19 protein-coding genes are annotated in these 24,615 nt (G+C 73.7%); 5 read left to right on the top strand and 14 right to left on the bottom strand.

Features of this window, described 5'->3' with window-relative positions; genetic code table 11:
* Positions 1–442: 442 nt before the first annotated feature.
* From ABZS66_RS25240 to eccCa, 6 genes are all read right to left on the bottom strand, one after another.
* Positions 443–2,215: a S8 family serine peptidase gene (locus ABZS66_RS25240; RefSeq protein WP_354761615.1), complete on the bottom strand. Its 1,773-nt coding sequence runs from the start codon at positions 2,213–2,215 to the stop codon at positions 443–445.
* Positions 2,215–3,540, bottom strand: coding sequence for a hypothetical protein (locus ABZS66_RS25245; RefSeq protein ID WP_354761617.1), 1,326 nt, complete (start codon positions 3,538–3,540; stop codon positions 2,215–2,217). The genes ABZS66_RS25240 and ABZS66_RS25245 overlap by 1 nt, the downstream gene beginning before the upstream one ends.
* Positions 3,541–3,549: 9 nt before the next feature.
* On the bottom strand, positions 3,550–4,095 hold the full coding sequence (locus ABZS66_RS25250) for a hypothetical protein (RefSeq protein WP_354761619.1): 546 nt from the start codon (positions 4,093–4,095) through the stop codon (positions 3,550–3,552).
* Positions 4,096–4,227: 132 nt separating this feature from the next.
* Positions 4,228–4,509 (bottom strand): WXG100 family type VII secretion target, encoded by a 282-nt coding sequence (locus tag ABZS66_RS25255; RefSeq protein ID WP_354761621.1) that lies wholly within the window; start codon positions 4,507–4,509, stop codon positions 4,228–4,230.
* Positions 4,510–4,535: 26 nt separating this feature from the next.
* Complete coding sequence (locus ABZS66_RS25260; protein ID WP_354761623.1) at positions 4,536–4,850, bottom strand: WXG100 family type VII secretion target; 315 nt, start codon at positions 4,848–4,850, stop codon at positions 4,536–4,538.
* A gap of 149 nt (positions 4,851–4,999) precedes the next feature.
* Positions 5,000–8,959, bottom strand: a complete 3,960-nt coding sequence (gene eccCa, locus ABZS66_RS25265) for a type VII secretion protein EccCa (protein WP_354761625.1) — start codon at positions 8,957–8,959, stop codon at positions 5,000–5,002.
* A gap of 141 nt (positions 8,960–9,100) precedes the next feature.
* Here eccCa and eccD point away from each other — a divergent pair, with 141 nt between their 5' ends.
* Positions 9,101–10,495, top strand: a complete 1,395-nt coding sequence (gene eccD, locus ABZS66_RS25270) for a type VII secretion integral membrane protein EccD (protein WP_354761627.1) — start codon at positions 9,101–9,103, stop codon at positions 10,493–10,495.
* A gap of 3 nt (positions 10,496–10,498) precedes the next feature.
* Here the strand turns inward: eccD and ABZS66_RS25275 are convergent, their stop codons facing one another.
* From ABZS66_RS25275 to ABZS66_RS25285, 3 genes are read right to left on the bottom strand one after another with little or no spacing between them, the layout of a single operon-like run.
* Positions 10,499–11,644: a S8 family serine peptidase gene (locus ABZS66_RS25275; protein ID WP_354761629.1), complete on the bottom strand. Its 1,146-nt coding sequence runs from the start codon at positions 11,642–11,644 to the stop codon at positions 10,499–10,501.
* Positions 11,645–11,663: 19 nt separating this feature from the next.
* On the bottom strand, positions 11,664–12,326 hold the full coding sequence (locus tag ABZS66_RS25280; protein WP_238006615.1) for a hypothetical protein: 663 nt from the start codon (positions 12,324–12,326) through the stop codon (positions 11,664–11,666).
* Positions 12,323–13,549: a type VII secretion protein EccE gene (locus ABZS66_RS25285; protein ID WP_354761631.1), complete on the bottom strand. Its 1,227-nt coding sequence runs from the start codon at positions 13,547–13,549 to the stop codon at positions 12,323–12,325. The genes ABZS66_RS25280 and ABZS66_RS25285 overlap by 4 nt, the downstream gene beginning before the upstream one ends.
* Before the next feature lie 175 nt (positions 13,550–13,724).
* On the opposite strand from ABZS66_RS25285, the gene eccB reads away from it, so the two are divergent.
* The 3 genes from eccB to ABZS66_RS25300 are packed head-to-tail and all read left to right on the top strand — an operon-like array spanning position 13,725 to position 16,944.
* Positions 13,725–15,326: a type VII secretion protein EccB gene (gene eccB / locus ABZS66_RS25290; RefSeq protein ID WP_354761633.1), complete on the top strand. Its 1,602-nt coding sequence runs from the start codon at positions 13,725–13,727 to the stop codon at positions 15,324–15,326.
* Between the two features lie 51 nt (positions 15,327–15,377).
* Positions 15,378–15,734, top strand: a complete 357-nt coding sequence (locus tag ABZS66_RS25295) for a hypothetical protein (RefSeq protein WP_354761635.1) — start codon at positions 15,378–15,380, stop codon at positions 15,732–15,734.
* Positions 15,724–16,944 carry a hypothetical protein gene (locus tag ABZS66_RS25300; protein WP_354761637.1) on the top strand — a complete coding sequence of 407 codons (1,221 nt, stop codon included), beginning with the start codon at positions 15,724–15,726 and terminating at the stop codon, positions 16,942–16,944. Before ABZS66_RS25295 ends, ABZS66_RS25300 begins: the two co-directional genes overlap by 11 nt.
* 355 nt (positions 16,945–17,299) lie before the next feature.
* Here ABZS66_RS25300 and ABZS66_RS25305 read toward each other — a convergent pair whose 3' ends face one another.
* From ABZS66_RS25305 to ABZS66_RS25315, 3 genes are read right to left on the bottom strand one after another with little or no spacing between them, the layout of a single operon-like run.
* Positions 17,300–18,685 (bottom strand): MmgE/PrpD family protein, encoded by a 1,386-nt coding sequence (locus ABZS66_RS25305; protein WP_354761639.1) that lies wholly within the window; start codon positions 18,683–18,685, stop codon positions 17,300–17,302.
* The gene (locus ABZS66_RS25310; RefSeq protein ID WP_354761640.1) at positions 18,682–19,467 is read right to left on the bottom strand and encodes a cyclase family protein; all 786 of its coding nucleotides are present in this window, start codon (positions 19,465–19,467) and stop codon (positions 18,682–18,684) included. The genes ABZS66_RS25305 and ABZS66_RS25310 overlap by 4 nt, the downstream gene beginning before the upstream one ends.
* The gene (locus ABZS66_RS25315; RefSeq protein ID WP_354761642.1) at positions 19,467–20,672 is read right to left on the bottom strand and encodes a CoA transferase; all 1,206 of its coding nucleotides are present in this window, start codon (positions 20,670–20,672) and stop codon (positions 19,467–19,469) included. The genes ABZS66_RS25310 and ABZS66_RS25315 overlap by 1 nt, the downstream gene beginning before the upstream one ends.
* Positions 20,673–20,750: 78 nt before the next feature.
* Here ABZS66_RS25315 and ABZS66_RS25320 point away from each other — a divergent pair, with 78 nt between their 5' ends.
* Positions 20,751–22,166 carry a dihydroorotase family protein gene (locus ABZS66_RS25320; protein WP_354761644.1) on the top strand — a complete coding sequence of 472 codons (1,416 nt, stop codon included), beginning with the start codon at positions 20,751–20,753 and terminating at the stop codon, positions 22,164–22,166.
* Between the two features lie 34 nt (positions 22,167–22,200).
* On the opposite strand, the gene ABZS66_RS25325 is transcribed toward ABZS66_RS25320, so the two are convergent.
* Positions 22,201–23,037: a DUF4437 domain-containing protein gene (locus ABZS66_RS25325; protein WP_354761646.1), complete on the bottom strand. Its 837-nt coding sequence runs from the start codon at positions 23,035–23,037 to the stop codon at positions 22,201–22,203.
* Positions 23,034–24,509 carry an AMP-binding protein gene (locus ABZS66_RS25330; protein ID WP_354761648.1) on the bottom strand — a complete coding sequence of 492 codons (1,476 nt, stop codon included), beginning with the start codon at positions 24,507–24,509 and terminating at the stop codon, positions 23,034–23,036. Before ABZS66_RS25330 ends, ABZS66_RS25325 begins: the two co-directional genes overlap by 4 nt.
* Positions 24,510–24,615 lie beyond the last annotated feature (106 nt).

Here is a 24,615-nt window from a genome sequence, read left to right on the forward strand (position 1 = left end):
CGCCCAGCCAGGCCCGCCCAGCTAACCCCACCCAACTGACCCCGCCCAGCCAGGCCCGCCCAGCTAACCCCACCCAACTGACCCCGCCCAGCCAGGCCGCCCAGCTAACCCCACCCAGCCGACCCGGCGAACTGACCCGCCCAGCCAGCCCCGCCCAGCCTGGGCGACCCAACCCTGGGCGCGGCCGGCGTGGGTGGCGCGAGGCCGTCGCATGGGTCGGCCCAATCAGCGATCTGACCCGCCCGGCCAGCCCCGGCACCGGCCCGCCCATCCCCGGCCCGGCCCAGCCGACCGCGGGGCCTTTCGCGACGGTCGCTGCGCCCGGACCGCTCCCCGACATCGACCTGCGCGAATTATTTTCCAACGACAACGGCCGATCCACTCGAAGTGATGCGAGTGGATCGGCCGTGACGGTTCGGTGCGACGGTTCGGGTGCGGTCCGTCAGCCGGCGGGCGGCACGGCCGGCGGCTGGTCCTGCGGCCGGGCGGGCGGCGGTGCGGGCGGCGGGAACGCGTCCGTGCGGTCCGGCTGCGCCGCGAACATCCCCGAGTGCCCGCCGATCGGCCCGGTCTGCTGCCCCGGCGCCGGCTGCTGCCAGGCCGCAGTGGACGGTCCGCCGCCGTGGTGCCCCGGGTGCGCCTGATGGTGCGGCGGTCCGGCCGGGCCAGACGGGTATCCAGGCGGCACGCCGAAGCCGCCGGTTCCCGGTCCTCCCGGCGAGCCCTGTTGCCCGAAGGCCGCTGTTCCCGGCCCCCCGGGCGGGCCTCCCGGCGGGCCGAAGCCGCCGGTTCCCGGTCCTCCCGGCGAGCCCTGTCGCTCGAAGCCCGCCGTTCCCGGCCCCTCGGGCGGGCCACCAGGCTGGCCACCGGGCGGGCCACCGGGCTGGCCACCGGGCGGGCCACCGGGCTGGCCACCGGGCTGGCCACCGGGCTGGCCGGGTGGGCCGTAACCCGGCGGGCCGCCGCCGTAGCCGGGAGGGCCCGGCGGCGGGAATGCGCCCGGCGGCGACGGCGGGCGGTTCCGGCGGCGGGCCGCCGCGCGCACCGGCAGGATGATCGCGAGCGCGACCGCCAGGATGCAGAACAGTGCCACGCCCGCGGCGATCGCGGTGCGGATGGCCGGGGTACCGAACGACTTGTCGGAGCCCTTCGGCGCGTCCGACGCGGGGTCCGAGGCCGAGGTGATCGGGCCGAGCGGGTCGGCGTTGACGGCCGGCACGTCGGCCGTCAGCGCCGCGACCGGGTCCACCAGGCCGTTGCCGAACTGCGGGTCCCGCCCGGGCTGCCCCTTGTCCACGGCCGTCTTGAACAGCCGGTTGACGACGTTGGCGGCGTCCAGGTTCGGGTACTTGGACCAGATCAGCGCCAGCACGCCCGACACGATGGCGGTGGCGCTGCTGGTGCCGGTGCCCTTGCCGTAGCCGGACTTGTACAGCGCGACCGGGAGCGTGGAGACGATGTCCTCGGCCGGGGCCGCGATGTCGACCGTCTCGTCGGCGATCGAGCCGGACCACGGCGTGCCGTCGCGGTTGGTGCCGGCGACGGTGACGACGCCCGCGTAGCTGCCCGGGATCGGCACCTTCGTGTCGCCCTGGGTCCGGTTGCCACCGGCGGCGACGACGATGGCGCCCTTCGAGCGTGCGTATGCAATGGCGTCGATGTCTGGCTGCCGTGGGCCGCTCGTCGGGTTGCCGATCGAGAGATTGATGATCTTCGCGCCGTGGTCGACCGCGTAGCGGATCGGCGCCCCCAGGTCGGTCGGTTTGGCGCCCGGGTCGGCGAACCCTTCGTACAGGATCGCGACCGGCAGGATCTTTGCCCGCGGCGCGATGCCGAGCGCGTGGTTCTGGCCGCTGCCGCCGCGGGCCGCGATGAGCCCCGCCATCAGCGTGCCGTGGCCCTGCCGGTCGGTCGAGCCGTCGGCCTGCCCGGCGCCGGGCATCGCGGCGCCCTGGAGCACGGCCCCGGCCAGGTCCGGGTGCTTGGCGTCGACGCCGCCGTCGATGACCGCGACCGTGATGCCGTCGCCCTTCGCGGTCTGCTGGGCCTTGAGGACCCCGAGCGTGTCGAGCCAGTACTGCGACTCGCGAACCGTCTCGGCGTTCGCCGCACCCGGCACCGCCAGGCCGCCGATCACGCCGACGACCAGCACCGCCACCGCGGCCGCCAGGCGGTGCCGCCGGCGCGTGGCCGGCGGCGTGCCGTTCGTGCGCATCAACCCAGCACCGACGGCGGAGCCTCGCTGTCCGAACCCCAGACGTCGTCGTCCTCTTGGAGCCACGTGTTGTGGTCCTCGCCCTCTCCCTTGCCGTGCCCCGCGCCGCCGTGGGGCATCATGCCGAGGCCGCCGCGCGCGCCGCCCAGGCCCTTGCCGCCGGTGCCGCCGCCGCCCCTGACCCCGCCGCGGCCCGCACCGGCGCCGGCGCCGCCGACGCCCATGCCGGGCATCATGCCGCCGAGCCCGCCCGCGCCGCCCGCCTTCAGGCCGCCGGCACCGAGACCGCCGCCACCGCTGCCGAGGCCGCCACCGCTGCCACCACCGAGCCCGCCCACACCGGGGCCGAGGCCGCCGGAGCCGGGGCTGCCGATCCCGCCGATGCCGCCGCCGCCCGCGCCGGCCAGCCCGGTGCCGGGCAGGTCGTCGCCGAGGTCGGGGTTGGCCGTGTCGGGGTTGCCGAGGTCGGGGTTGCCGAGATCGGGGTTCGCGCCCGGGTCGGTGATGCCCGGTCCGCCGATCTTCGGGTCAGGCACGCCGTTGCCGAGCTTCGGCACGCCGCCGGGCGGGCCGCCGCCGAGCTTCGTCGGGTCCGTGCCGGTGTAGGGCTCGCGGGGGATGTCGTAGCTCGACGAGGTGGCCCCGGGCATGTGGGACATCGTGTTCGAGTGCTGGCCGGCCAGCGCCTGGTAGGCGTCCTTGGCCACGTCGTCCTGGCTGGAGATCCAGTCGCGCAGCTTGTGCTGCGCCCAGTCCCAGGTGAAGAACTCGCGGGCCTCGTCGTACCACTTGTTGCCGTAGATCGGCAGCAGCGCGTCGTAGATCCCGCCGGCGGACCACGGGCCGGAGACCTTGCCGTCCGCGATGTACCCGTTCTTGGCCGCCATCACCTCGTGCGCCATGTCGTCGGGGATCGGGATCTTGTCGATCGCCGTGCGCAGGTTGCCGGCCGCCTGGTCGAGGTAGTGCGGCAGGTTGTCGAGCTCGCTGTAGATGTTCTTGGTCTTGCTGATCATGTCGGTGATGTGCCGGCGGTACTCCTCGCCGCCCGCGCCCTTCCACGTCTCGAGGTCCTTGTTCACCTCGGTCAGGACGCGCTCCACCTCGTGCACGCGGCGCAGCAGCTCGCGCCATTCGGCGGCCGCCTGCTCGATGGCCGCCGGGTTGCCGGGGATGACGACCATCGCGATGACGTCTTCCCAGGACGGGTCCTTCTCGTTGGCATAGGGCGTGCCGAAGGTCGACGCCCAGAACCCGTTGTTGCCCTCGTTGGGGTTCTCGTACTGCGTGGTGCCCAGGTCCCCGGGATTGGTTCCGCCACCCATGTCAGCCGCCTACGCCACAGTCGTCTTCGGTTCGCCCGAGCCGGACCCGTCGAGCGGGCCGGGAGCGAGGATCTGCACGTCGTCGTCCTCCTCGTGGGGCTCCTGCGCGGTCGGGACCGGTTGGTTGGTGTTGTCCACCGCGTCCTGGTCCGTGACCTTGTAGGTGCCCGCACCGTCCTCGAGGAGCTTCTTGATGTCGGCCATGCTGGCCTGGTTCTGCTCCTCGGTGGTGCGGTAGTTCTGCGCGATCTTCCTGGTCGGCTCGATGAGCTCGCCGAGCGCCTTGGCGAGGTTGTGCAGCGTCTCGTTGACGGCCTTGTAGGCGGAGCTCGCCTTGGCCTGCACGCCGTAGGCGCTGTAGAAGCCGCCGAACGGGGTGGCCTGGGCGTTGAGCTCGACGTCCACGTCGTCCATGTCGACGCCGCTGACGTCGAGGTGCGCCTTGATGTTCGTCATGTAGCCGATGCAGTCGGTCTCGACGTACCGCTGCAGGGTGTCCAGGAGCGGCGGCAGCTTCTCGATCTGCTCGACGTCGACCTTGGAGTTCTCGGGCAAGGTTCCCAACGTGACCCGCCTTCCTCTCGCTCATGCGCCCGCTCGTGCCGGTGAGCGCCTTCCCCGTGAAGCCGATCGGCGTGGCACCGCAGGGTGCCACGCCGATCCGGACTGGGTGGCCCGCCGAGCGACCTACCGCCAGACCCGGGCGTTGTTCATCTCGGTCGTGATGTAGTTCTGCCGCGCGATGCCGACGCCGGCACCGATCTCGTTGAGCAGCGCGTTCATGTCGGCCACGGCCGAGTCCCACGCCGCCTGGTGCTGGTTGTACGCATCGCGGTCCTGACCGTCCCAGGTCATCGACTGCAGCTTGCGACGCAGCGTGTCGAGCTCGGTGTCGATCGTCTTGGAGATGGCCTGGATCTGGCCCGAGGCCTGGTCCATCTTCTCGTAATTAGCCTCGAAGTACGTCATCGAAGAATGCCCTCCGCTCTCGGCCGTCAGTAATTCAGCGAGCTGTCGTACTTGTTCATCAACGCGGCCTGCTCTTCCTCGTTGGCCTGGTGCGTGTTCGCACCCTTGTCGAGGAGGTCCGCGATGTCGCTGAGCGCCTTGAGCAGCTTGTTCGTGTCGCCGTCCCAGCGCCGCATCACCGACTCGAAACCGGCGGAGGCCTGGCCTTTCCATGCGGCGACAAGGTCGTCGATCTGGTTGCGCAGATCGGACAGCTTGCCGTTGACGGTGTCATGCGTGCTGCGAACGTCCTTCGCAGCAGCGTGCATGGTCGCAGAATCGACTCTCATCGGCTGCGTCACGCCAACTCACCCCTTCCTGGATTGTCCCGCGGGACAAGACACCCGGAGCAACCCCCGTACGGTGGCGCCGCGGTCATCGACGTTGGTGTTTTCCAATGCGACGGTATCGGACAACGGCAAGGTCGCGCAGCCCGTGACCGCTGACATCATTACACAGGATCGATCCATGCGGTCTGGACGAGCTGGCGGCCGTCGCTCCTGCGCACGAGGGTACCGCGCCCCGCCGGCTGCGGGCTGGGGCGAAGGTCACCGAACAGCGGCCCCTCCTCGCGGTTGCCCGACATGAGGAAGCCCGGGGTGTCGAGCTCCCGGAGGCGCTGGATGACCGGTTCGTACAGGGCCCGCGCCGCGCCGCCGACGCGGCGGGTCAGGATCAGGTGCAGGCCGACGTCGCGCGCCTGCGGCAGCAGCTCCAGCAGCTGTGAGATGGGGTTGTTGCCGGGCAGCGCCACGAGGTCGTAGTCGTCGATGATGATGTACAGGTCCGGGCCCCGCCACCAGCTGCGGTTGCGCAGCTGCTCGGCGGTGACGTCGGCCCCTGGCAGGCGGGCCTGGATCGCGCCGCGCAGGTCGCCGATCATCCCGCCGAGCGCCGAGTGCGACGGCGCGTAGTCCAGGAGGTACTCCTGGTCGACCACGCCGAGCAGGCTGCGGCGAAAGTCGGCGACGAACAGCCGCGCCTCGTCGCGGGTCTTGGTCTCGATGATGCCGCGGGCGATGAGCCGCAGCAGCGCCGTCTTGCCCGACTCGGCGTCGCCGAGCACGATCAGGTGCGGCTCGGTCGAGAAGTCGAGGTGCACCGGGGCGAGGTGCGTCTCGTTGATGCCGATCGGCACGCCCGCCTGCGGCCGCTGCGCGACGAGCTTCTTCAGCTCCGCCACCTGCAGCACCTTCGGCAGCAGGCGCACCGGCGGGGCCGGCTGGAACGGCCACGCCTCGCGCACCTGGCGGACCAGGTCGGCGGCGCCGGCCGCAAGGTCTTCGACGCCTTCACCGCCCTCGATGCGCGGCAGCGCGGTGAGGAAGTGCAGCTTGTCGGCGGTGAGGCCGCGGCCCGGGGTGCCGGCCGGCACGTTCTGCGCGGCCCGGCGGTCGATCTCGGACTCGGCCGGGTCGCCGAGGCGCAGCTCGATGCGGGTGCCCATCAGGTCGCGCAGGTTGCTGCGCAGCTCGGCCCAGCGGTTCGCGGCGATGACGACGTGGATGCCGAAGCCGAGCCCGCGCGCGGCGAGCGAGGTGATCCGCGGCTCCAGCTCCTCGTAGTGCTCGCGCACCGTGCCCCAGCCGTCGACGACGAGGAACACGTCGCCGAACGGGTCGTCGGCGATGTCGCCGGCGTTGCGGGCCCGGCGGTACGCCTGGATCGACTCGACACCGAGCTCGGTGAACCTGGCCTCACGCTCGTCGATGAGGGCCGCCACCTCGGCGACCGTGCGCCGCACGGCCTCGCCCTCACGGCGGCCGGCGACGCCGCTGACGTGCGGCAGGCCGGCCAGCGAGCGCAGCGAGCCGCCGCCGAAGTCGAGGCAGAAGAACTGCACCTGCCACGGGCTGTGGGTGAGCGCCAGCGAGCTGATGAGCGAGCGGACCGCGGTGCTCTTGCCGGACTGCGGGCCGCCGACCATGACCACGTTGCCGGCCGCGCCGTCGAGCTCGGCCACGAGGGGGTCGCGGCGCTGCTCGAACGGCCGGTCGACGATGCCGATCGGCACCGTGAGCCGGCCGCTGCCGGGCCAGCCGGTGGCGACGAGCCCGCGGTGCTCGTCGGGGCTCAGCGGGCCGAGCAGCTCGCCGAGCGTCGGCGGCTCGCCCAGCGGCGGCAGCCAGACCTGGTGGGCCGGGGCGCCCCGGCCGCGCAGCTTGCCGACGATGACGTCGAGCATGCTGATCGCGCGGCTGGTGTCCTCCGCGTCCGGCGCCGGCTCCGGCTCCACCGGCAGCTCCGGCACCGGGATGTGGTGCGTGCCGTAGGGCACGATCTGCATCCGGACCGTGGCCTGCGAGCGGGGCACGATGCCGCTCTCGCGGTACGGCCCGGAGACGTAGGCGGCCCGGAAGCGCGACATCGTGGTCGTGTCGGACTTCAGGTAGCCGTGACCGGGCGCGTTGGGCAGCTCGTAGGCGTCGGGGACGCCGAGCACGACCCGGCTCTCCACGGCGGAGAACGTGCGCAGGCCGACCCGGTACGACAGGTGGGTGTCGAGGCCGCGCAGCCGGCCCTCCTCCAGCCGCTGTGAGGCGAGCAGCAGGTGCACGCCCAGCGAGCGGCCGAGCCGGCCGATCGCCACGAACAGGTCGATGAACTCCGACTTCGCGGTGAGCAGCTCGCTGAACTCGTCGCAGATGATGAGCAGGCTGGGCAGCGGCTGCAGCGGCTCGCCGGCGAGGCGGGCCTTCTCGTACTCGAAGCGTGACACGTAGTTGCCGGCCGCGCGCAGCAGCTCCTGCCGGCGCACCATCTCGCCGTTGAGGGCCGCCTGCATGCGGTCGACGAGCGGCAGTTCGTCGGAGAGGTTGGTGATCACGGCGCTGGTGTGCGGCAGCACGTCGAGCGACGCGAACGTCGCGCCGCCCTTGAAGTCGACGAGCACGAAGTTGAGCTCTTCGGACGAGTGCGTGATGGCCAGCGAGATGACGATGGTGCGCAGCAGCTCCGACTTGCCGGAGCCGGTGGCGCCGATGATGAGCCCGTGCGGGCCCATGCCCTCCTGCGCCGCCTCCTTGAAGTCGAGGTCGACCGGATTGCCGTCCGGCCCGACGCCGATCGGCACCCGCAGCTTCTCCCGGTTGGGCCGGGGCCGCCAGGTGAGCACCGGGTCGACCGCCGCGGCGTCGCCGACGCCGAGCAGGTCGGGCAGCTCGATGCTGCGGGCGAGCGGCTCCTCGGACGTCGTCTGCTGCGACAGCCGGAACGGCGCGAGCTGCCGGGCCACGCCCTCGGCCGCGACCACGCTCATGGCGTCGGGGTGGCCCAGCGGCGTGACCCGCTTGCCCTGGTCGGCGGCGATCGAGTCGCGGGTCACCTGGAGCGCGAGCAGCCACCGCCCCGAGTCGCGGGGCACCGCGCCGGACAGGTCGATGACCGTCGTGCCCTGCAGGCCGACGCCGATGAGCTGGCTGGTCGGCGCGACCTCGCCGCCGTCGACGACCACGATGATGTGCGGCGCGGTGGTCAGCGGCCGCTGCTCGGGCGCGAAGCGCGACCGGCTGTGCAGCTGCTCCTCGATGACCTCCTCGAGGTCGGACATCGAGTCGAACATCAGGCGGACCGCGCCCGCGGCGTCGGTCTGCCGGTCGTGCTGGGCGTGCGGCAGCCACTTGACCCACTCCCACTCCCCCCGCCGCTCGGGGGCGGCGACGACGGCGATCTTCACGTCGTCGGGCGAGTGCAGCGTGGCGAGCTGGCAGAGCATCGAGCGGACCAGGTCGGTGACGGCGGCCCGGTCGCCGCCGGGCACGATCCGGCTGAACGACCGCACCGACACCGCGATCGGCAGGTCGGGCACGGTCTGCCGGGCCCGGATGAACCGCCGCAGCGCGATCGAGGTCATCGGCTCCAGGTCCTCGACCGGCTTCGTCTCCGGCGGGATGATCGACACGGCGAGCCGCTGCGCGCCGAGCGCGACGCGGGTCTGGCCGAAGTCGTCGTCGGTGATCCGCCGCTCCCAGCGCCGCCGGGACGCGGCGACCGACCACAGCACGTCGGGCGCCGGGTGCTGCCACAGCAGCGCGGCCCGCTGCTGGGTCGCGGCGCGCCGGGCCTGGCGGCGGACCTGGGCGAGGTACCGCATGTAGTCGCGCCGCTCGGCGTCGAGCTCGGCCTTCGAGTCGCCGCTGTTGTTGCCCATCGTCCCGACGGCCATGCCGATCATCGACACGCCGAAGAGGCCGCCGACGACCCACATCATCGGGCCGGCGCCGCGGCCCCCGCCGGTGTACAGCAGGGCCATCGCGCCCACGCCGCAGATCATCGGCAGGATCATCAGCAACTGGCCGAAGCCCTTCGGCAGCCGCTCCGGAAGCTCCGGGGGCGACTCCAGCAGCAGCTCACCGCGGGGCAGCTGCGGCCCCGGGCGACGCGGTGGCCTGCGGAAGACGACGGTGCTCACGGGTCTCCTCCTGTGCGGCGCGGTGCCGGGGGCACCGCGTTGTCCGGCCATCGTATGTAGTCTGCGCAGGACGCGGTGCCCCGCATCCGGCCGGACGGGTCCCGCGGGGCCGATCGGCACGACCAACGGAGGGATCAGGACGTGGCCACTACGACCGGCGGGATGAGCCGGGTGACGATCGTCGCGCCGAAGACGCGGGTCGATCTCGCGCTGCCCTCCGACGTGCCGCTGGCGGACCTGCTGCCCACCGTCCTGCGGTACGCCGGGGACGGGCTGGCCGACGACCCGGTGGGGCGCGACGGCTGGGTGCTGTCCCGCCTGGGCGGGCCGCCGTTGGCCATCGACCGCTCGCCGCTGCAGCTCGACGTCCAGGACGGCGAGATGTTGTACCTGCGGCCCCGCGGCAACGAGTTCACCGAGCCGATCTTCGACGACGTCGTCGACGCCGTCGCCACCGCGACCCAGGACCGCGCCGGGCGCTGGCGGCCCGCCTCGACCCGCCGGTTCGGGCTCACCGTCGGCGTGATCGCGCTGGCCCTCGGCGTGCTCATGGTGCTCTTCTCCGGCCCGCCGCAGCTGCCCTCGGCGCTCATCGGCCTGGGCCTCGCGGCCCTGCTCCTCGCCGTCTCCGCCGTGCTCTCGCGCGCCTTCCGCAACAGCCGCACCGGCGTGGTCTTCGGCGTCGTCGCGCTCGCCTACGCCGGTGTCGGCGGACTGCTGCTGCTGGCCGGCGACCGCGGGCTGGCCGACCTCGAGCCCTCCGACGCCCTCGTCGGCGGCGCCACCCTGCTGCTCGCCTCGGCGATCGCCACGGCGGGCGTGGCCAGCGCGGTCGCGGTGTTCCTCGGCACCAGCCTGGCCGCGGTCGCGCTCTGCATCGGCGCGCTGATCTGCATGATCTGGGACACGAGCCCGTCCTCGGCCGCGGCGATCGTCACGGCGCTGGCCTTCGCCGCGCTGCCCGCGATGCCGATGCTGTCGTACCGCATGGCCGGCCTGCCGATCCCGTCGGTCCCCACGGACGCGGCCGACCTGAAGACCGACACCGAGATGGTCGCCGGCCGCCAGGTGCTCGCCCTGAGCGAGCGCGCCGACGAGTTCCTGGCCGGCATGCTCGGCGCGCTGGCCGTCATCGGCGGCCTCGGCTCGGTCATCGCCGCGATCGACGGCGGCGTGCCCGGCGCCAGCCTGGCCGCGGTCTTCGGCCTGGTGATGGTGGCCCGCGCCCGCTGGTTCATCAGCCGCCGCCAGCGCATCCCGCTGCTGGTGTCGGGCCTGCTCGCGCTCGCGGTGGTCGGCGTGGGCGCCTACGCGAGCGCCGAGCAGATCATCCGCCTGGCCGTGGGCGTCCCGGCGACCCTGGCCGTCGCCGCGGCCGTGATCGCCTACGCGATGGTGGGCTCCAAGAAGCGCCCGTCGCCGATGTGGGGCCGCACCCTGGACATCTTCGAGACGATCCTGATCCTCGCGATCATCCCGCTCGCGTTCTGGGTCGCCGGCCTGTATGGCTGGATCCGCACGATCCGCGAGGGCTGACGGTCAGGCCCGCCGCCGGCGCAGCGCCAGGACCAGCACGAGGACCACGATCAGGAGCACGCACACCGCGCCGCCGGCGATCGCGGCCAGGCGCAGCGCCGGGCCCAGGCTGTCGTCGCCCGCCTCCGGGGCGGCCGACGCGGCCTGGCCCGACGAGCGGACCGACTGCAGCAGCGGGTTCGCCGCCACCGGGGCCACGTCCGCCGTCAGGGCCTTGACCAGGTTGAGCCGGCCGTAGCCGTACTGCGGGTCGCGGCCCGGCGCGCCGGCCTCGTCGGCGGTGCTGACCAGGCGCTGGATGACGTCCTTGGCGGGCAGGTCCGGGTACTTCGCCCGGATCAGCGCGGCCGCGCCCGACACGATCGCCGTGGAGTTGCTGGTGCCGTCGGTGGACTCGTAGTAGCCGACGACGCGGCCCCCACCCGCGGCGGACACCGCCGGGATCGCGACGCCCGGTGCGGACAGCACCACCTCGGGGCCGCCGATCGCGCCGCTCCACACGTTGCCGGCGCGGTCGTGGGCGCTGACGGCCACGACGCCGGGGATGCTCGCCGGCTGGATGACGCCGCTGCCGGCCGGGAACTGCGCGACGTTGCCGGAGCCGGCGACGACCACGACGTCGTGGTCGAGCGCGTACTTGACCGCCTCGGGGCCGCCGTCCTCCAGCTTGCCGCCGGCGGAGATATTGATCACCTTCGCGCCGTGGTCGACGGCCCAGCGGATGCCCTCGGGGATGTTCGTCTTGCCCATGCCGGTGCGGCCGGCGCCCGTACGGACCGACAGCACCTTCGCCTTGGGGGCGATGCCCAGCAGGTGGTCGGCGTTGCCGCCCTTGGCGACGATGAGACCCGCCATGCTGGAGCCGTGACCGTCGTTGTCGGTGAGGCTGGTGCCCTCGCCGGCGGCGAGGGACACCCCCTCGACGACCTGGCCGTCGAGGTCGGGATGCTTGCCGACGCCGGTGTCGAGCACCGCCACGACCACGCCGCTGCCCTGCGTGATCTTGTGGGCGGCGGCGACGTCGAGCGTCTTGAGGTACCACTGCCGGTCCCGGCGCGTCTCCGCCGAGGCGGACGGCGCGGCCACGACCGGGACGACCCCGGCGAGCACGACCGCAGCGAACGTGGTGGCCAGCCGAAGGGCTTTCATCCCGTGTCCTCCGTGAAACTTACTGGGGTGCGCCGAAGAGTCCGTGCTCGATCTGCGTGATCGCCATCCGGAGGTACCGCCACTCGCCCTCCTGGTAGACCACGAGGCCGTCGGGCGGCGTGGCCTGCAGCGTCGCGGCCTGCAGCGCGTCGAGCCGCATGAGGGCCGCCGCCGCGGCGAGCTGCCGCTCGGTGAGCCGGCGCAGGATCACGACGTCGGCCTCGAGCAGCGACTGCTGGACGTACTCGCCCAGCCAGCCGGCCACGGTCACCAGCGCCTGCCAGGGGCCGAGCGCCGGGATGCTGAGCGGGTGCCGCTCGGCGACGAAGAGCACCGGCGCCGCCACCGAGCTGGGCAGCTCCACCGGCTGGTAGGCGGGCGCGACGTGGAACAGGTCGGGCCGGCCGGTGACCGACTCGCCGAAGCCGGCCCACATCGCCGGGTCGGGCGTGTTGACCACGACACGGGCGCCGACCGCCATGGCCCGCAGCATGAGCAGCCGCTCGACCCAGCCGCGGTCGATGAGCAGCACGCGCGTCGGCCGGGGCCGGAAGAGCTGGAGCGTGACCGGGCTCTGGTGCTGGTCGAAGCCGAGCAGTACGCCCGAGGGCTCGACGCCCAGCGTGATCCCGCCGATGGACTGCTGCGAGCCGGTGAACTCCAGCGCCGTGCGTCGTCTCACAGGGTCCCCCCGCCCGTCGGCGCCGAACCGTACACGCCCGGCTGGTGCTGCCCGTGCAGCGGCCGCAGCCGCACCCCGAGCGTCCGGGTCGACTCGCGGACCGTCTGCACCGCGGCGGCGAGCCGGTCGGGCGCCGCCATGACCCGCACGATCGTGCGCAGCCGCAGGTCGGCGCCCTGCCGGGCGGCGACGACCGAGACCACGAGCTGCTCGGCCGGCATGCCGGCGAGCGCCTGGAAGGCGGCCGGGTCGAAGTTGTCGGGCCAGTGCTCGACCTCGTACGCGACGTGCTGGCGGCCGGCGGCGACCCAGCCGCGCCACCGCTCCCGCGCGGTCACCGCCGTGCCGGGCCGCGCGCCGTCGAGGCCGCAGGCGGCGTGCACGGCCTGGTTGAGCGCGTGCGCGTCGAGCACCTCGTAGGGCACGCCGGCGGTGTTGAGCGCCTTGCCGAGCCGGCCGGCCATCGCGGCGAGCGTCCGGTTGACCCCGTCCATGCCGCCGCCCCGGTCGGCGGCCGCCTCGAGCGCGTCGGACGCGGTGAGCCGCAGCGCGACCCAGGTCTGCAGGGTCGCCGGGCCGGTCTGCCGGCCGGTGACCAGGCCGAGCAGCTCGCGGTAGGAGTGGGCGGCGGGGCTGTTCGGCAGCGGGCCGCCGGCCGGGGCCAGGGTGCGGAAGCTCACCAGCTGGACCGCCGACGGGCGGGCGGTGCCCTCGTCGAGCAGCCGCAGCAGCCGGTCGAGGCGCAGGCTGTGCCGCTGGTGGCCGATCGCGTCGCCGGCACCGCCGATCGCGACGGCGATGAACCAGCCCGCGTGGTCCTGGCCGATGCCGATCTGGCTGCCCCGGTCGTCGTGGCCGTAGACCTGGAAGCCCGCCGCGAGCAGCCCGCCCGCACCCGCCCGGCGCCGGCGGCCCATCGCCGAGCGCAGGCCGAGCGACTGGTAGGCCCAGCGGCCGCTGGAGCGGCTGAGGCCCGCGGCGAGCGATCCGGCGGCGACCACGGCGCCGGCCCCGATCGCGACCGGCGTGCCGGCGAACGCGGCGGCGCCACCGGCGACGAGGGCGATCTCGATCGCCACGAGCTGCGCGGTGCCGAACTCGCCGGGACCGCCGGCGGCCAGGCGCAGCCGCCGGGAGACGGCCGCGCGGTTGCGGGCGGGCGCCGGAGCGGGCGGCCTGCCGGCCGTCACCGGGACGCGGCCCCGCGTCGTTGCCGATGCCACCTGTTCCCCGCGCTCCCTCCGCCGCGTCACGCCCGGTGGGGGTTCCGGCCGGGCCGAGGCGCCCCACAGTGTACGGGCGAAGCGGCGCCCGCGCGGTCCGCGGTGCTCACGACCGGCCGGAACCCGCTACGATCCCCACTCGGACCACGACGGGTGTCGACGGGGAGGCAATACGATGGTCGCTCGGTACGAACAGGTGCGCGCGTACCGGTTCGTCACGCGGCGCATCGTCTCGGCCATGCTGTCCGGTGAGCCGGAGAGCAACGAGCTGCCGGTGCGCCGCCTCGCGATGTCCATCCTCGGCAGCGTCATCGTCGGCGCGATCGTGCTCGCGGTGGTGGGCGTCTACGGGTTCATCAACCCGTCCGGCGGCTCGCCCGACGAGAACGACATCGTGATCGAGCGCGAGAGCGGCGCGCGGTTCGTCTTCGTCGAGGGCACGCTGCACCCGGTGCTCAACTTCACGTCGGCTCGCCTCATCGTCGGCAGCGCCGCCCCGAAGGTGCGCACGATGTCGCACAAGTCGCTGTCGAAGCTGCCGGTGGGCCTCCCGGTCGGCATCCAGAACGCGCCCGACCCGCCGCCGCCCAGCAGCGCCCTCGTCGGCCTGCCGTGGAGCGTGTGCGGGGTGCGCGTGACGGGGGCCGCGCCGGCCGCGACCCGGCTGGAGGTCGGGCGCGTCCCGGCGGGCGGTGTCCCCCTGGGTGAGCAGGCCGTGCTCGTCTCGACCTCGTCGTCCGGGGACCTCCCGCTGTACCTCCTGTGGCACGACCGCCGGCTGCGGATCACCGAGCGCACCGTGCTGACCGCGCTGGAGCTGGCCTCGGTGACCCCGCTGCGGGTCAACACCGCGCTGCTCAACAGCATCACCGCCGGGCCCGACCTGGCCGCCCTGAAGCTGCCGGGCGCCGGCCAGCCGAGCGCGCGGAAGGTCGCCGGGCAGACCGCCGACGTCGGCGCGGTGTACCGCTCGGGCCAGCAGTACTACGTGCTCACCAACAGCGGCCTGGCCCCGATCGGCGCGGTCAGCGCCGCGCTGCTGCTGGCCAACGGCGCGTCGCCGGTGGAGATCACCGCCGCGCAGACCGCCCAGGTGCTGAGCACCGGCGCCGCGGTCGAGCCCGAGGGCTTCCCGCAGGCCCGGCCGGCGGCCCGCGCCGACGTCGCCGACGCGACCCTCTGCGCGCAGTACACCGCCGCACCGCAGGGCGGCCGGCCGCAGGTCACGCTGGCCCTCTACGGCCCCGCGGCCGAGCAGCTGACCCTGGACCCCGACCGGACGACCACCCAGTCGTCGGTCGCCCAGCAGGTGTCGGTACCCCAGGGCCGCGGCGCCCTGGTGCGCGCGCTGCCGGCGCCCGACGCCGACGCGAGCAGCGCCGCCGGCACCGTCTATCTGGTCAGCGACCAGGGCGTCCGGTACGCGCTGCAGGACAGCGAGGACGTCAAGGCCATGGTCGCGCTGGGCTACGAGGGGGTCGCCCCGACCGGCGTGCCGGCCTCACTGCTGGCGCTGATCCCGCAGGGCCCGGCGCTCGACCCGGCCGCGGCCCGGTCGTTCGTGACCACGCGGCCGGCCGGCTCCGCCACGTCGACGGCGACCCCGAAGGCGAGCCAGACCAGCTCGCCGAAGCCGACGCAGAGCCCGGCGCCGTCGAAGCCGCCGTCGAGCCGGCCGCCGTCGAGCGCGAACCCGTCCTCGTCGCGTCGCCGGGCCGCCCCGGGCCGCCGCCGATCGGGTAGGGTCGATCGAACTGGCGCAGACCAAGTACCCTGACAGAACGGCGCACAGAGCAGCATCGATGGTTCGGATCGAGACGGGGATCTGATGGGCGACGGCAACAGCAGAGTCGATCTCCTCACGCTGGAGGAGTTCCGCACGCGGCTGGACAGCCGCCTCACCGACGCCCGGGCGCTGGTGACCAAGCTCAACGGCATGAGCAAGCCCAAGCTGGGCACCTTCACCGACGCACAGACGATCGGCAACAACTACGACCGGGTGCACAGCCAGCACCTGACCCGGGCGAAGCGGCTGGTCGCGGCGATCGAGGCGGCGCAGAAGGCCACCGACGACATCATGCGGAATTACCACACGACCGAGAGCCGCAACACGGCGAACCAGGCCGACATCCGCAACCTGCTCGGTGACGTCACGGTGAAGCTGGGGGGCTCCGATGGGCAATGAGTACACGCCGCATTACGCGGGCAAGAGCCACCAGCAGCTCTGGAACGAGCTCATGGCCGGCGACCCCGGCCAGATCGACCTGGTGTCCGACGACTGGTCGAAGCTGGAGTCCGACGCGCGGCACCTCGCCCGCGAGATCACCAAGGACCTCGGCAAGCTCGACTGGAAGGGCGACGCGGGCCAGGAGTACCAGTACCGCCTGGGCCTCGTGAGCGGCTTCTCGACGAAGCTCGCCGACGACCACGCCACGGTCCGCACGGCACTCGACGGCATGAGCACCGCGCTGCGCTCGGCGCAGAAGACGGCCGACAACCCGGAAGAGACCGACGACAACGACAGCATGGTCGGCGGCATCCTCATCGGCGGCGCGACCGGCGGCCTGCCCGGCGCCGTCGTCGGCGGCTTCCTCGGCCACGAGCGCGACGAGCAGCAGAAGAAGGAAGCTCAGGCGCGCATGGTCCAGCTGATGTCGGACCTCGCGGCCGACTACGGCGTCAACGAGACCGCCGTCAGCGTGCCGTCAGCGCCCCCGACCGAGCTGCCCGGCGGCGACGTCGGCGCCGACTCCGACCCGAAGAAGGGCCCCGGCGGCAGCGTGCCCCGAAGCGTCCCGGGCACGAACGACCCGGGCACCGGCCAGACCCACGACACCGGCACGTTCGTGCCCGTGGCGACCGGCCCGACGACCGGCACCGGCGACGACGAGCCCGGCACCCAGCTGGTCGGCGTGGACGACGCCATCATCGGGGCGGGCGTGGTCGCCGGCGGCGGCGCGCTCGCCGGCCAGCTCGTCTCGCTCACCGGCCCGGGCAGCGTCGGCATCGGCCCGACGACGGCCCTCGCCGGCGGCGCACCGACCGGCCTGCTCGGCGGCCCGGGCGGCGGTGGCGGCGGCACCGGCGTGACCGGCGCCCGCCCCGGCTCGGAGACGAGCCTGCAGAGCAACGCCGGCCGCCCCGGCACGGCGGGCCCCGGCGCCGAGCGCGGCCCGATGGCCACCCGCGGCGGCCGCGACGGCCTGTTCGGCAACAACGGCCAGCGCGGCGCGGGCGGCCCGATGGGCCGCAACGGCACGGGTGAGGACGACGACGAGGACCGCTACGACACCTGGCTCACCGAGGACGACATGGTGTGGAGCGACGACGAGGACGCACCGCCCCCGGTCCTCGGCGGCATCGGCCAGTCCGACCCGCCGTCCGCGGCTCGCTGACCGCAACCTGACCTGCACGAAGCGGCGCCCGGGGAGGAACTTCCCCGGGCGCCGCCGCACATCTGCCCGCCGCAGACTCCGCCCTCGCGCCGCCGCCCCCGCGCCGCCCTCTCGCGACCTCCGCACCGCCCACGCCGGTCGTGCGCCGCCCGTTCCGCCCCCGCGAGGCCTCCGCACCGCCCACGCCGGTCCCTGCGCCGCCCGCGCGGCGGCGCAGGGACCCCCCGCGCCCGCCGCGCCGCGGCCCGCAATGCCCACGCACCGCCGCCCGTCACTCCTGCGCCCCAGCGGAAGGCGCGGTGCAGAAGGCACGCGGTGCGGAAGGCGCGCGGGGCGTGCGAGGTGGGGTGCGGCGTCAGGCGACCGTCAGCGACAGGATCGGGGTCACCGACGCCGACTCACCCAACGCGCGGACGGCGGTGGACAGGGTCGTCGCGCGGTCCTCCGGCAGGGCGCGGGTCGCGTTCAGGCGGAACTTCAGGTCCAGCTCGGCCGGGGTCAGCGGGGACTCGGCGCTGCCCTTCGAGGCATCCACGCGGTGCTCGTGGACGGTGCCGCCGACGCCGGCCCGCAGGACCGCCGCGAACGCGTGTGGGAAGAGCGACGTCGCGCGGGCGTCGGGTACCACGCTCACCTTGGCGGCCAGGGCCAGGCGGTCCGGGTCGAGTGGGCCCTCGAAGTCGGCCAGGCCCACACCGAGGCCGCCGCCGCCCAGCAGGGCCGCCGCGACCGTGTAGGGGCCGGAGAACTTGGCGTGGTACGTGCTGCGCGGGCTGGTCTTCTCCGCAAGGGGCTCGCCGATCGTGCGCAGCGGGGCCGCCGCCACGCCCAGCTCCAGCCAGTCCACAGTGGACGGGTCCAGGCCGGCCGCGCGCAGGACGAGCGCGCAGTCGATGCCGGGGTGGGTGAAGTGGTTCGACGGGTACGGCTTGTAGGCCGTGCGCAGCAGCTCCCAGCGCGTGCCCAGGTCGTCGAGCAGGGCCGGCGCCGAGTAGCGGCCGTCGGCGTAGGCGGCGAAGAAGCCGAACCGCCCCTCCAGCACGCTCGGCGGTCCGGTGAGGCCGTCGAGCGCCAGGTAGGCGGCGCTGACCCCGGCGTGGGCGGCCCAGCCGCAGTGCGCCTGCTTGACGGTACCGCCGGCCCGGTTGGCCTCCAGCAGGCCGGCGCCCATGCTCGCGGCCACGCCCATGGCGGACGCGACGCCGTCGGCGTCGAGGCCGAGCAGCAGGCCGGCGGCGGCCGCGGAGCCGATCGCGCCGCAGATCGAGGTGGCGTGCAGGCCGCGCTCGAAGAAGATCGAGTTCGCCAGCACCGGGTCGTAGGCGGCCATGCCGAGCCGGTTGGTGATCTCGATCCCGGCGGCGACGGCGGCCAGCAGCCCGGCCCCGGACGCGCCGGCGGCCTCGGCGGTGGCGAGAGCGGCCGGTACGACGGACGCCGACGGGTGCAGCACCGACGGCAGGTGGGTGTCGTCGAAGTCCAGCGCGTGCGCGAGGGTGCCGTTGACGAGCGCGGCGGCCGGTGCGGGCAGGCGGTCGCCGGCGCCGATGACGGTGCTCTCCGCCGTCCCGCCCCAGCGGCGCACCGACCGCAGCACGGCCGCAGGGCCCGGGCCGCCGCCGGCGGCGAGCGCCAGGCCCAGGATGTCGAGCACCCGGGCCGGCACGTCGGCCCGGACGGCGGCCGGCAGTTCGGCGTCGCGGCAGGCGACCGCGAACCGCGCGAGGGCGGAGACCGTCATGGGAGCACCGCCAGGGGCCGGACGGGCGCGCCGGTCGCACCGACGATCGGGAGCGGGTTGAGGACCAGCAGGCACTCGGTCGCGCCGGTGTCCAGCAGGGGCGCCAGCCGCATCGTCTCGACGATGTGGACACCGCGCTCGACGAGCAGCAGCCGGTGCACCGGCAGTACCGCGTGCCCGGCGCCCGGCGGGATGCGCTCGAACGCGATCGTCTCGCCGCCGACGAGCGCCGCGCCGCGTTCGAGGAGCCATTCGGCGGCCTCGATGCCGGGGCCGGGCACGCCGTCGCGGTGGCCGACGAACGCGTCGGGCTCGTCCCAGCGGCGTGACCAGCCGGTCCCGACGAGCACCGCGTCGCCGGGCCGCACGGGCACGCCGCAGCCGGCCAGGTCGGCGGCGGTGATCTCGTACCCGGGCGGCAGCGACGCCACGCCGTGCAGCCGGGCGACATCGAACACCGCCGCTCGCCCGACATAGACGCCGAACGTCTCGATGCCGAGGTCGGTGAAGCCGAGGTGGCCCTGCACCGACTCGGCGGGCACCCCGCCGTGCAGATAGCCGTCCTGCGACACGTGGGCGAGCGCGTCGACGTGGGTGCCGACGTGGCCGCCGGTGACGATGAGCTCGTTGGCGGCCGAGCCGCCGTCGGGGCGCATGACGTCGCCGTGGCGGCGCTCGATCGCCATCCGGAACGGCGGGTGGTTCGGCGACTGCGGCATGCCGCGGCGCATCGGCTGCGCCAGGTCCAGCACCCGCGTCCCGGCGAGCGGGTCCCACACCATCAGATCACCCCGTCGGCGCGTAGGGCGGCGAGCTCGTCGCAGGTGAGGCCGAGGCGGCCCCGGTAGATCTCGTCGTTGTGCGCGCCGAGCGGCGGGCCCGTCCAGCGGATCCGGCCCGGCGTGGCGGACAGGCGGTACAACACGTTCTGCATCCGCACCGGCCCGAGCACCGGGTCGTCGACCGGCTGGAGCGTGCCGAGGGCCGCGTACTGCGGGTCCTCGAACACGTCGGCGATGTCCTGGATCGGCGCGACCGCCGCCTCGGCCGCCTCGAAGGCGGCGACGACCTCGCCGGCGTCGCGCAGCGCGATCCACCCGCCGACCATGGCGTCGAGCTCGTCGGCGTGCTCCGCGCGCGTGGCGCCGGAGGCGAACCACGGCTCGTCGACCACCTCGGGGTGCCCGACGAGCTTCAGGACGCGCTCGGCGACGGCCTGGGCCGACGTGGAGACGGCGAGCCAGCGGCCGTCGCGGGTGCGATACGTGTTGCGGGGCGCGTTGTTGACGCTGCGGTTGCCGGTGCGCCGCTGCACGACGCCGAGCTGGTCGTACACCATCGGCTGCATGCCCAGCACGGTGAGGATCGGCTCGATGATCGCCATGTCGATGACCTGCCCGGCGCCGGTGGTGTGCCGGGCCAGCAGCGCGGTGGTGACCGCCTGCGCGGTGGCGAGGGCGGCGATGCCGTCGGCGAGGCCGAAGGGCGGCAGGGTGGGCGGGCCGTCGGGCGCGCCGGTGATCGCCGCGAAGCCGCTCATCGCCTCGGCGAGGGTGCCGAAGCCGGGGCGCGCCGAGTAGGGCCCGAACTGGCCGAACGCGGTCACCCGGGCGATGACGAGGCGCGGGTTCACCTCGTGCAGGGTCGACGGGGACAGGCCCCAGCGCTCCAGGGTGCCCGGGCGGAAGTTCTCCACCAGTACATCCGCCTCGGAGACCAGCCGGCGCAACAGCCCGGCGCCGGCCGGGCGGGACAGGTTGAGGGTGACGCAGCGCTTGTTGCGCCCCAGCAGCGTCCACCACAGCGGCACGCCGTCCTTGGACGGGCCGTGTCCGCGCGCCGGGTCGCCGTTCCTGGGATGCTCGACCTTGATCACGTCGGCGCCGAAGTCCCCCAGCACGGTGGCGGCCAAGGGGCCGGCGAACAGGGTGGACACGTCCACGACGGTGACGCCGGCGAGGGCGGGCGGCGGTTCCACGGCTTCCACGGCCAGAGCGTAGCGACCCTATCGCCAAAATGGAAACCCCGTTACATTGAGCGAAACACGGAAAGGGGTGGTCGCCCGATGTCGCGGTACGACCTGCTGATCAAGAACGGAACCCTGGTGCTGCCGTACGTCGGGGAGGTGCGCGCCGACCTCGCCACCCGCGACGGGACGATCGCGGCGATCGGCACCGACCTGCTCGCGAGCGAGGCCGAGGAGGTGCTCGACGCGGCGGGCAGGCTGGTCTTCCCCGGCGCCGTCGACGCGCACTACCACCTCGGCATCTACCGGCCCCTGGCGGTCGACGCGGCCGAGGAGACCCGCTCGTCGCTGGTCGGCGGCGCGACCACGGTGCTGTCGTACTTCCGCACCGGCCAGCACTACCTCAACAGGACCGGCCCCTACGCCGAGATCCTGCCCGAGGTGCTCGCCGCGGTGTCCGGCCACGCGTGGACCGACTTCGGCTTCCACCTGGCCCCGATGGACACCCGGCAGGTCGGCGAGGTGGCGTCGCTCGTCGACGAGCACGGGATCGCCTCGTTCAAGTACTACATGTTCTACAAGGGCTTCAACCTCTCGGCCGACTCGCGCGACGCCAAGGCGTTCACGATGAGCGACGAGTACGACCTGGGCCACCTGTACCAGATCATGGAGGCGGTGGCGGCCGCCGGGCGCGACAGCGGCAGGCGGGTCTCGCTGTCGCTGCACTGCGAGCAGGCCGAGCTGATGCGGCTGTTCATCGACCGGGTGCGGGCGGCCGGCGACCCGCAGACGCTCAAGGCGTACTCCGACGCCCGCCCGCCGCTCACCGAGCGGGTGGCGATCGGCGAGGCGACCACGCTCGCCGGCGCGACCGGCTGCCCGGTCAACCTGCTGCACCTGTCGAGCGCCGAGGCGCTCGCCGCGGCGAGCGCGGCCCGGTCCGGCCTCGACCTGCGCACCGAGGTCACCCTGCACCACCTGTGCCTCAACTACGAGGAGCTGTCCGGGCTCGGCGCGAAGGTCAACCCGCCGATCCGCAGCGCGGCCGACACCGAGGCCCTGTGGGCCGGCGTGCTGTCCGGCGCGGTCGACTGGGTCGCCTCCGACCACGCCTGCTGCCTGGAGGAGCACAAGGGCGACGAGCTGTGGCCGGCGCTGCCGGGGTTCGGCGGTACCGGCCTGCTGTACCCGGTGCTCGTCAGCGAGGGCATGCACCGCCGCGGCCTCGCCCCACATCGCGTCGCCGAGCTCGTGTCGGCCAACCCGGCCCGGGCCTACGGGCTCTGGCCGCGCAAGGGCTCCCTGCTGGTGGGGCACGACGCGGACATCACCGTCGTCGACCCCGACCTGGAGCAGGAGGTCACCACCGAGCTGCTGCTGTCGGGCCAGGACCACTGCCCGTTCGCCGGCCGCAAGGTCCGCGGCTGGCCGGTGGCCACGATCCTCCGCGGCCGCGTCGCGTACCGCGACGGCGCGGTCGTCGGGTCGCCCCGGGGCGAGTTCGTCAAGCGATAAGAAGAACGGGGAGGCCTCGGCCTCCCCGTTGCCCCTACATTCCGTCGCCGGACCACGGTCCTCGCGACCGCGAGCGGACCGGCATCGTCGAGATGACCGGCGCCTCGTGCTCGTGGTAGTTCTCGGCGTGTCCGCCCCACTTGATCCACTCTTCGGTGGTGTACCAGTTGATGAGCTCACCGTCGGACCGGATGATCCAGTCGATCTCCGTCTCGGCGACGAAGTGGCCGTGCTTCACGCCGGCCGGGCGGAAGCAGTAGGTGCCCTCGTCGATGTCGCCGAAGTTGTACGCCATCCTGCCGCTCAGCGTGTAGAACTCCTCGTAGCACGGGTGGTGCGCGAGGCGGTGGTCGCTCCAGCCCTTCGGGGCGCGAATCAGCCGGGTGTAGAAGCCCGTCTTCGGGTCGCGGTGCAGCAGCTTGATGTACAGCGGCGTGAGCGGGCCGACGGTCGGCGCCGCCACCCATGGCATCGCGTCCGGGTCGGCGACGGTCACCGTGCCCTCCTCGCGGGCCTGGGCGTCAGGGTCGAACCCGGCGTCGCCGTACTCGCGCCAGTGCAGGACGTGGCTGCCCTCTCGGACCTTGATCCAGTCCATGGGCACGCCCTTCGGCACCTGCAGGTAACCGCCGGGGCCGAGCTCCTTCCCGCCGTACGACAGGGACCCGGTCACGACATAGAACTCCGTGTCGGCGTGTGCTACGCCCGGGCCGCGGCCCCAGTCGGCCGGGAAGCTCAGGGACAGCGACGACGAGCCGTCCTCCTCGTCGGTGGACAGCCGGCGCTCGAGCGCCTTGCCCTCGCCGAAGGGCAGCTCCGCGGCGTGCCAGATGTAGTCGTCCTCGTGGATCAGCTCGACGTGCGCCCTCAACCCGTGCTCCTCAGCTCTCGTTTCAGCACCTTGCCGGCCGCGTTGCGGGGCAGCGCGGCGATCATCCGGAACTCCTTCGGCACCTTGTGCCCGGCGAGCCGGGGCCGCAGGTGCTCGAGCAGCGCGCCGGGCTCGAGACTCTCCTCGCGCGCCACGATGTAGGCGACGATCCGCTCGCCCCAGCGGTCGTCGCGCTCCCCCACGACCGCCGCCTCGACCACCGCCGGGTGCGCGGCGAGCGCCTCCTCGACGTCGCGCGGGTACACGTTCACCCCGCCAGTGATGATCATGTCTTTCTTGCGATCGACGATCGTCACGTACCCCTCGTCGTCCACCACGACGACGTCCCCGCTGGTCAGGAAGCCGTCCGGGGTCGTGCACTCCGCGGTGGCGGCCGGGTTGTCGAGGTAGCCGTTCATGAGGAACGGGGAGCGGCTGTACAGCTCGCCGGGCGTGCCGGGCGGCACCGGGTGGCCCTCGTCGTCGACCACCCGCAGCTCCGTCATGAACCACGGGTGCCCGACCGAACCGGCCTTGCGCCGTGCGTCGGCAGGCCGCAGGTCGGTGACGACGCCGGCCTCGGTGGAGCCGTACAGCTCGTGCACGCCGACGCCCGGGAAGCTGTCGAGCACCCACTCCTTCAACGCGACCGGCAGGGCGGCGGCGTTGAAGTACAGCGTCTCCAGGCTGTCGAGTCTGCCGTGCAGGCCCAGCTCGCGGAGTCCGACAGCGTGGGTCGGCACAAGAAAGACGGACTGCGGGCGGTCCCGCTCGACCATCTTTAATAATGTTTGTGGGTCCCATGCCCGGAGCATGGATACGGTACCGCCGGTGAAGACCGCCGCGTAGGCAAAGGCGAAGCCGGCACCGTGGTACATCGGCGCGACCGCGATCGTGCGCCGCCCGGGTCCGAGCCCCCACTCCAGCGCGGTGCAGTAGAAGGTGAGCACCCGCGAGCGGTGGCTGATGAGCACGCCCTTCGGCGCGCCGGTCGTTCCCGACGTGTAGGCGATGCAGAAGGGGTCGTGCTCGTCGACGCTGACCGCCGGGTCCTTGGCGGAGGCATGGTCGATGGCCGCCTCGTACTCGGCGCCGAGCCGCAGGGTGAAGCCAGGGTCGACGGCGCGGTCCTCCAGGGCCGGGTCGAGGATGACGGCCTTCGGGTCGCAGTGGCCGGCGATGTACGTCGTGTCGGCGAGCGTCTGGCGCGGGTTCAGCGGGACCATCGGCATTCCTGCCTTGGCGAGCCCGGCGGCGATCTCGCAGTACTCGAGCCGGTTGCCGCTGAGCACCGCGACCGGGTCGCCTGGGGCGAGGCCGGCGCCGAGCAACGCCTGCGCGAGGCGGCTGGAGCGGTCGTCGAGCGCGGCGTAGCTGAGCCGCCGGTCCCCGTCGATGACGGCGATGGCGTCCGGGGTCGCCCGGGCGAACTCGCGGACCCCGTTGGCGATGTTCAACTGCGCACCGGTCACGATGCAATGGAAACACCGTTTCCATTCCGAGGCAATGGTTCGCGAACACCGTTTCCCATCTGCCGACAACCGCACACCGCGCCCCGCCCCGCGGCGCGGGGCGGGG

This window comes from Dactylosporangium sp. NPDC005572, assembly GCF_040605515.1.
GTDB lineage: Bacteria > Actinomycetota > Actinomycetes > Mycobacteriales > Micromonosporaceae > Dactylosporangium.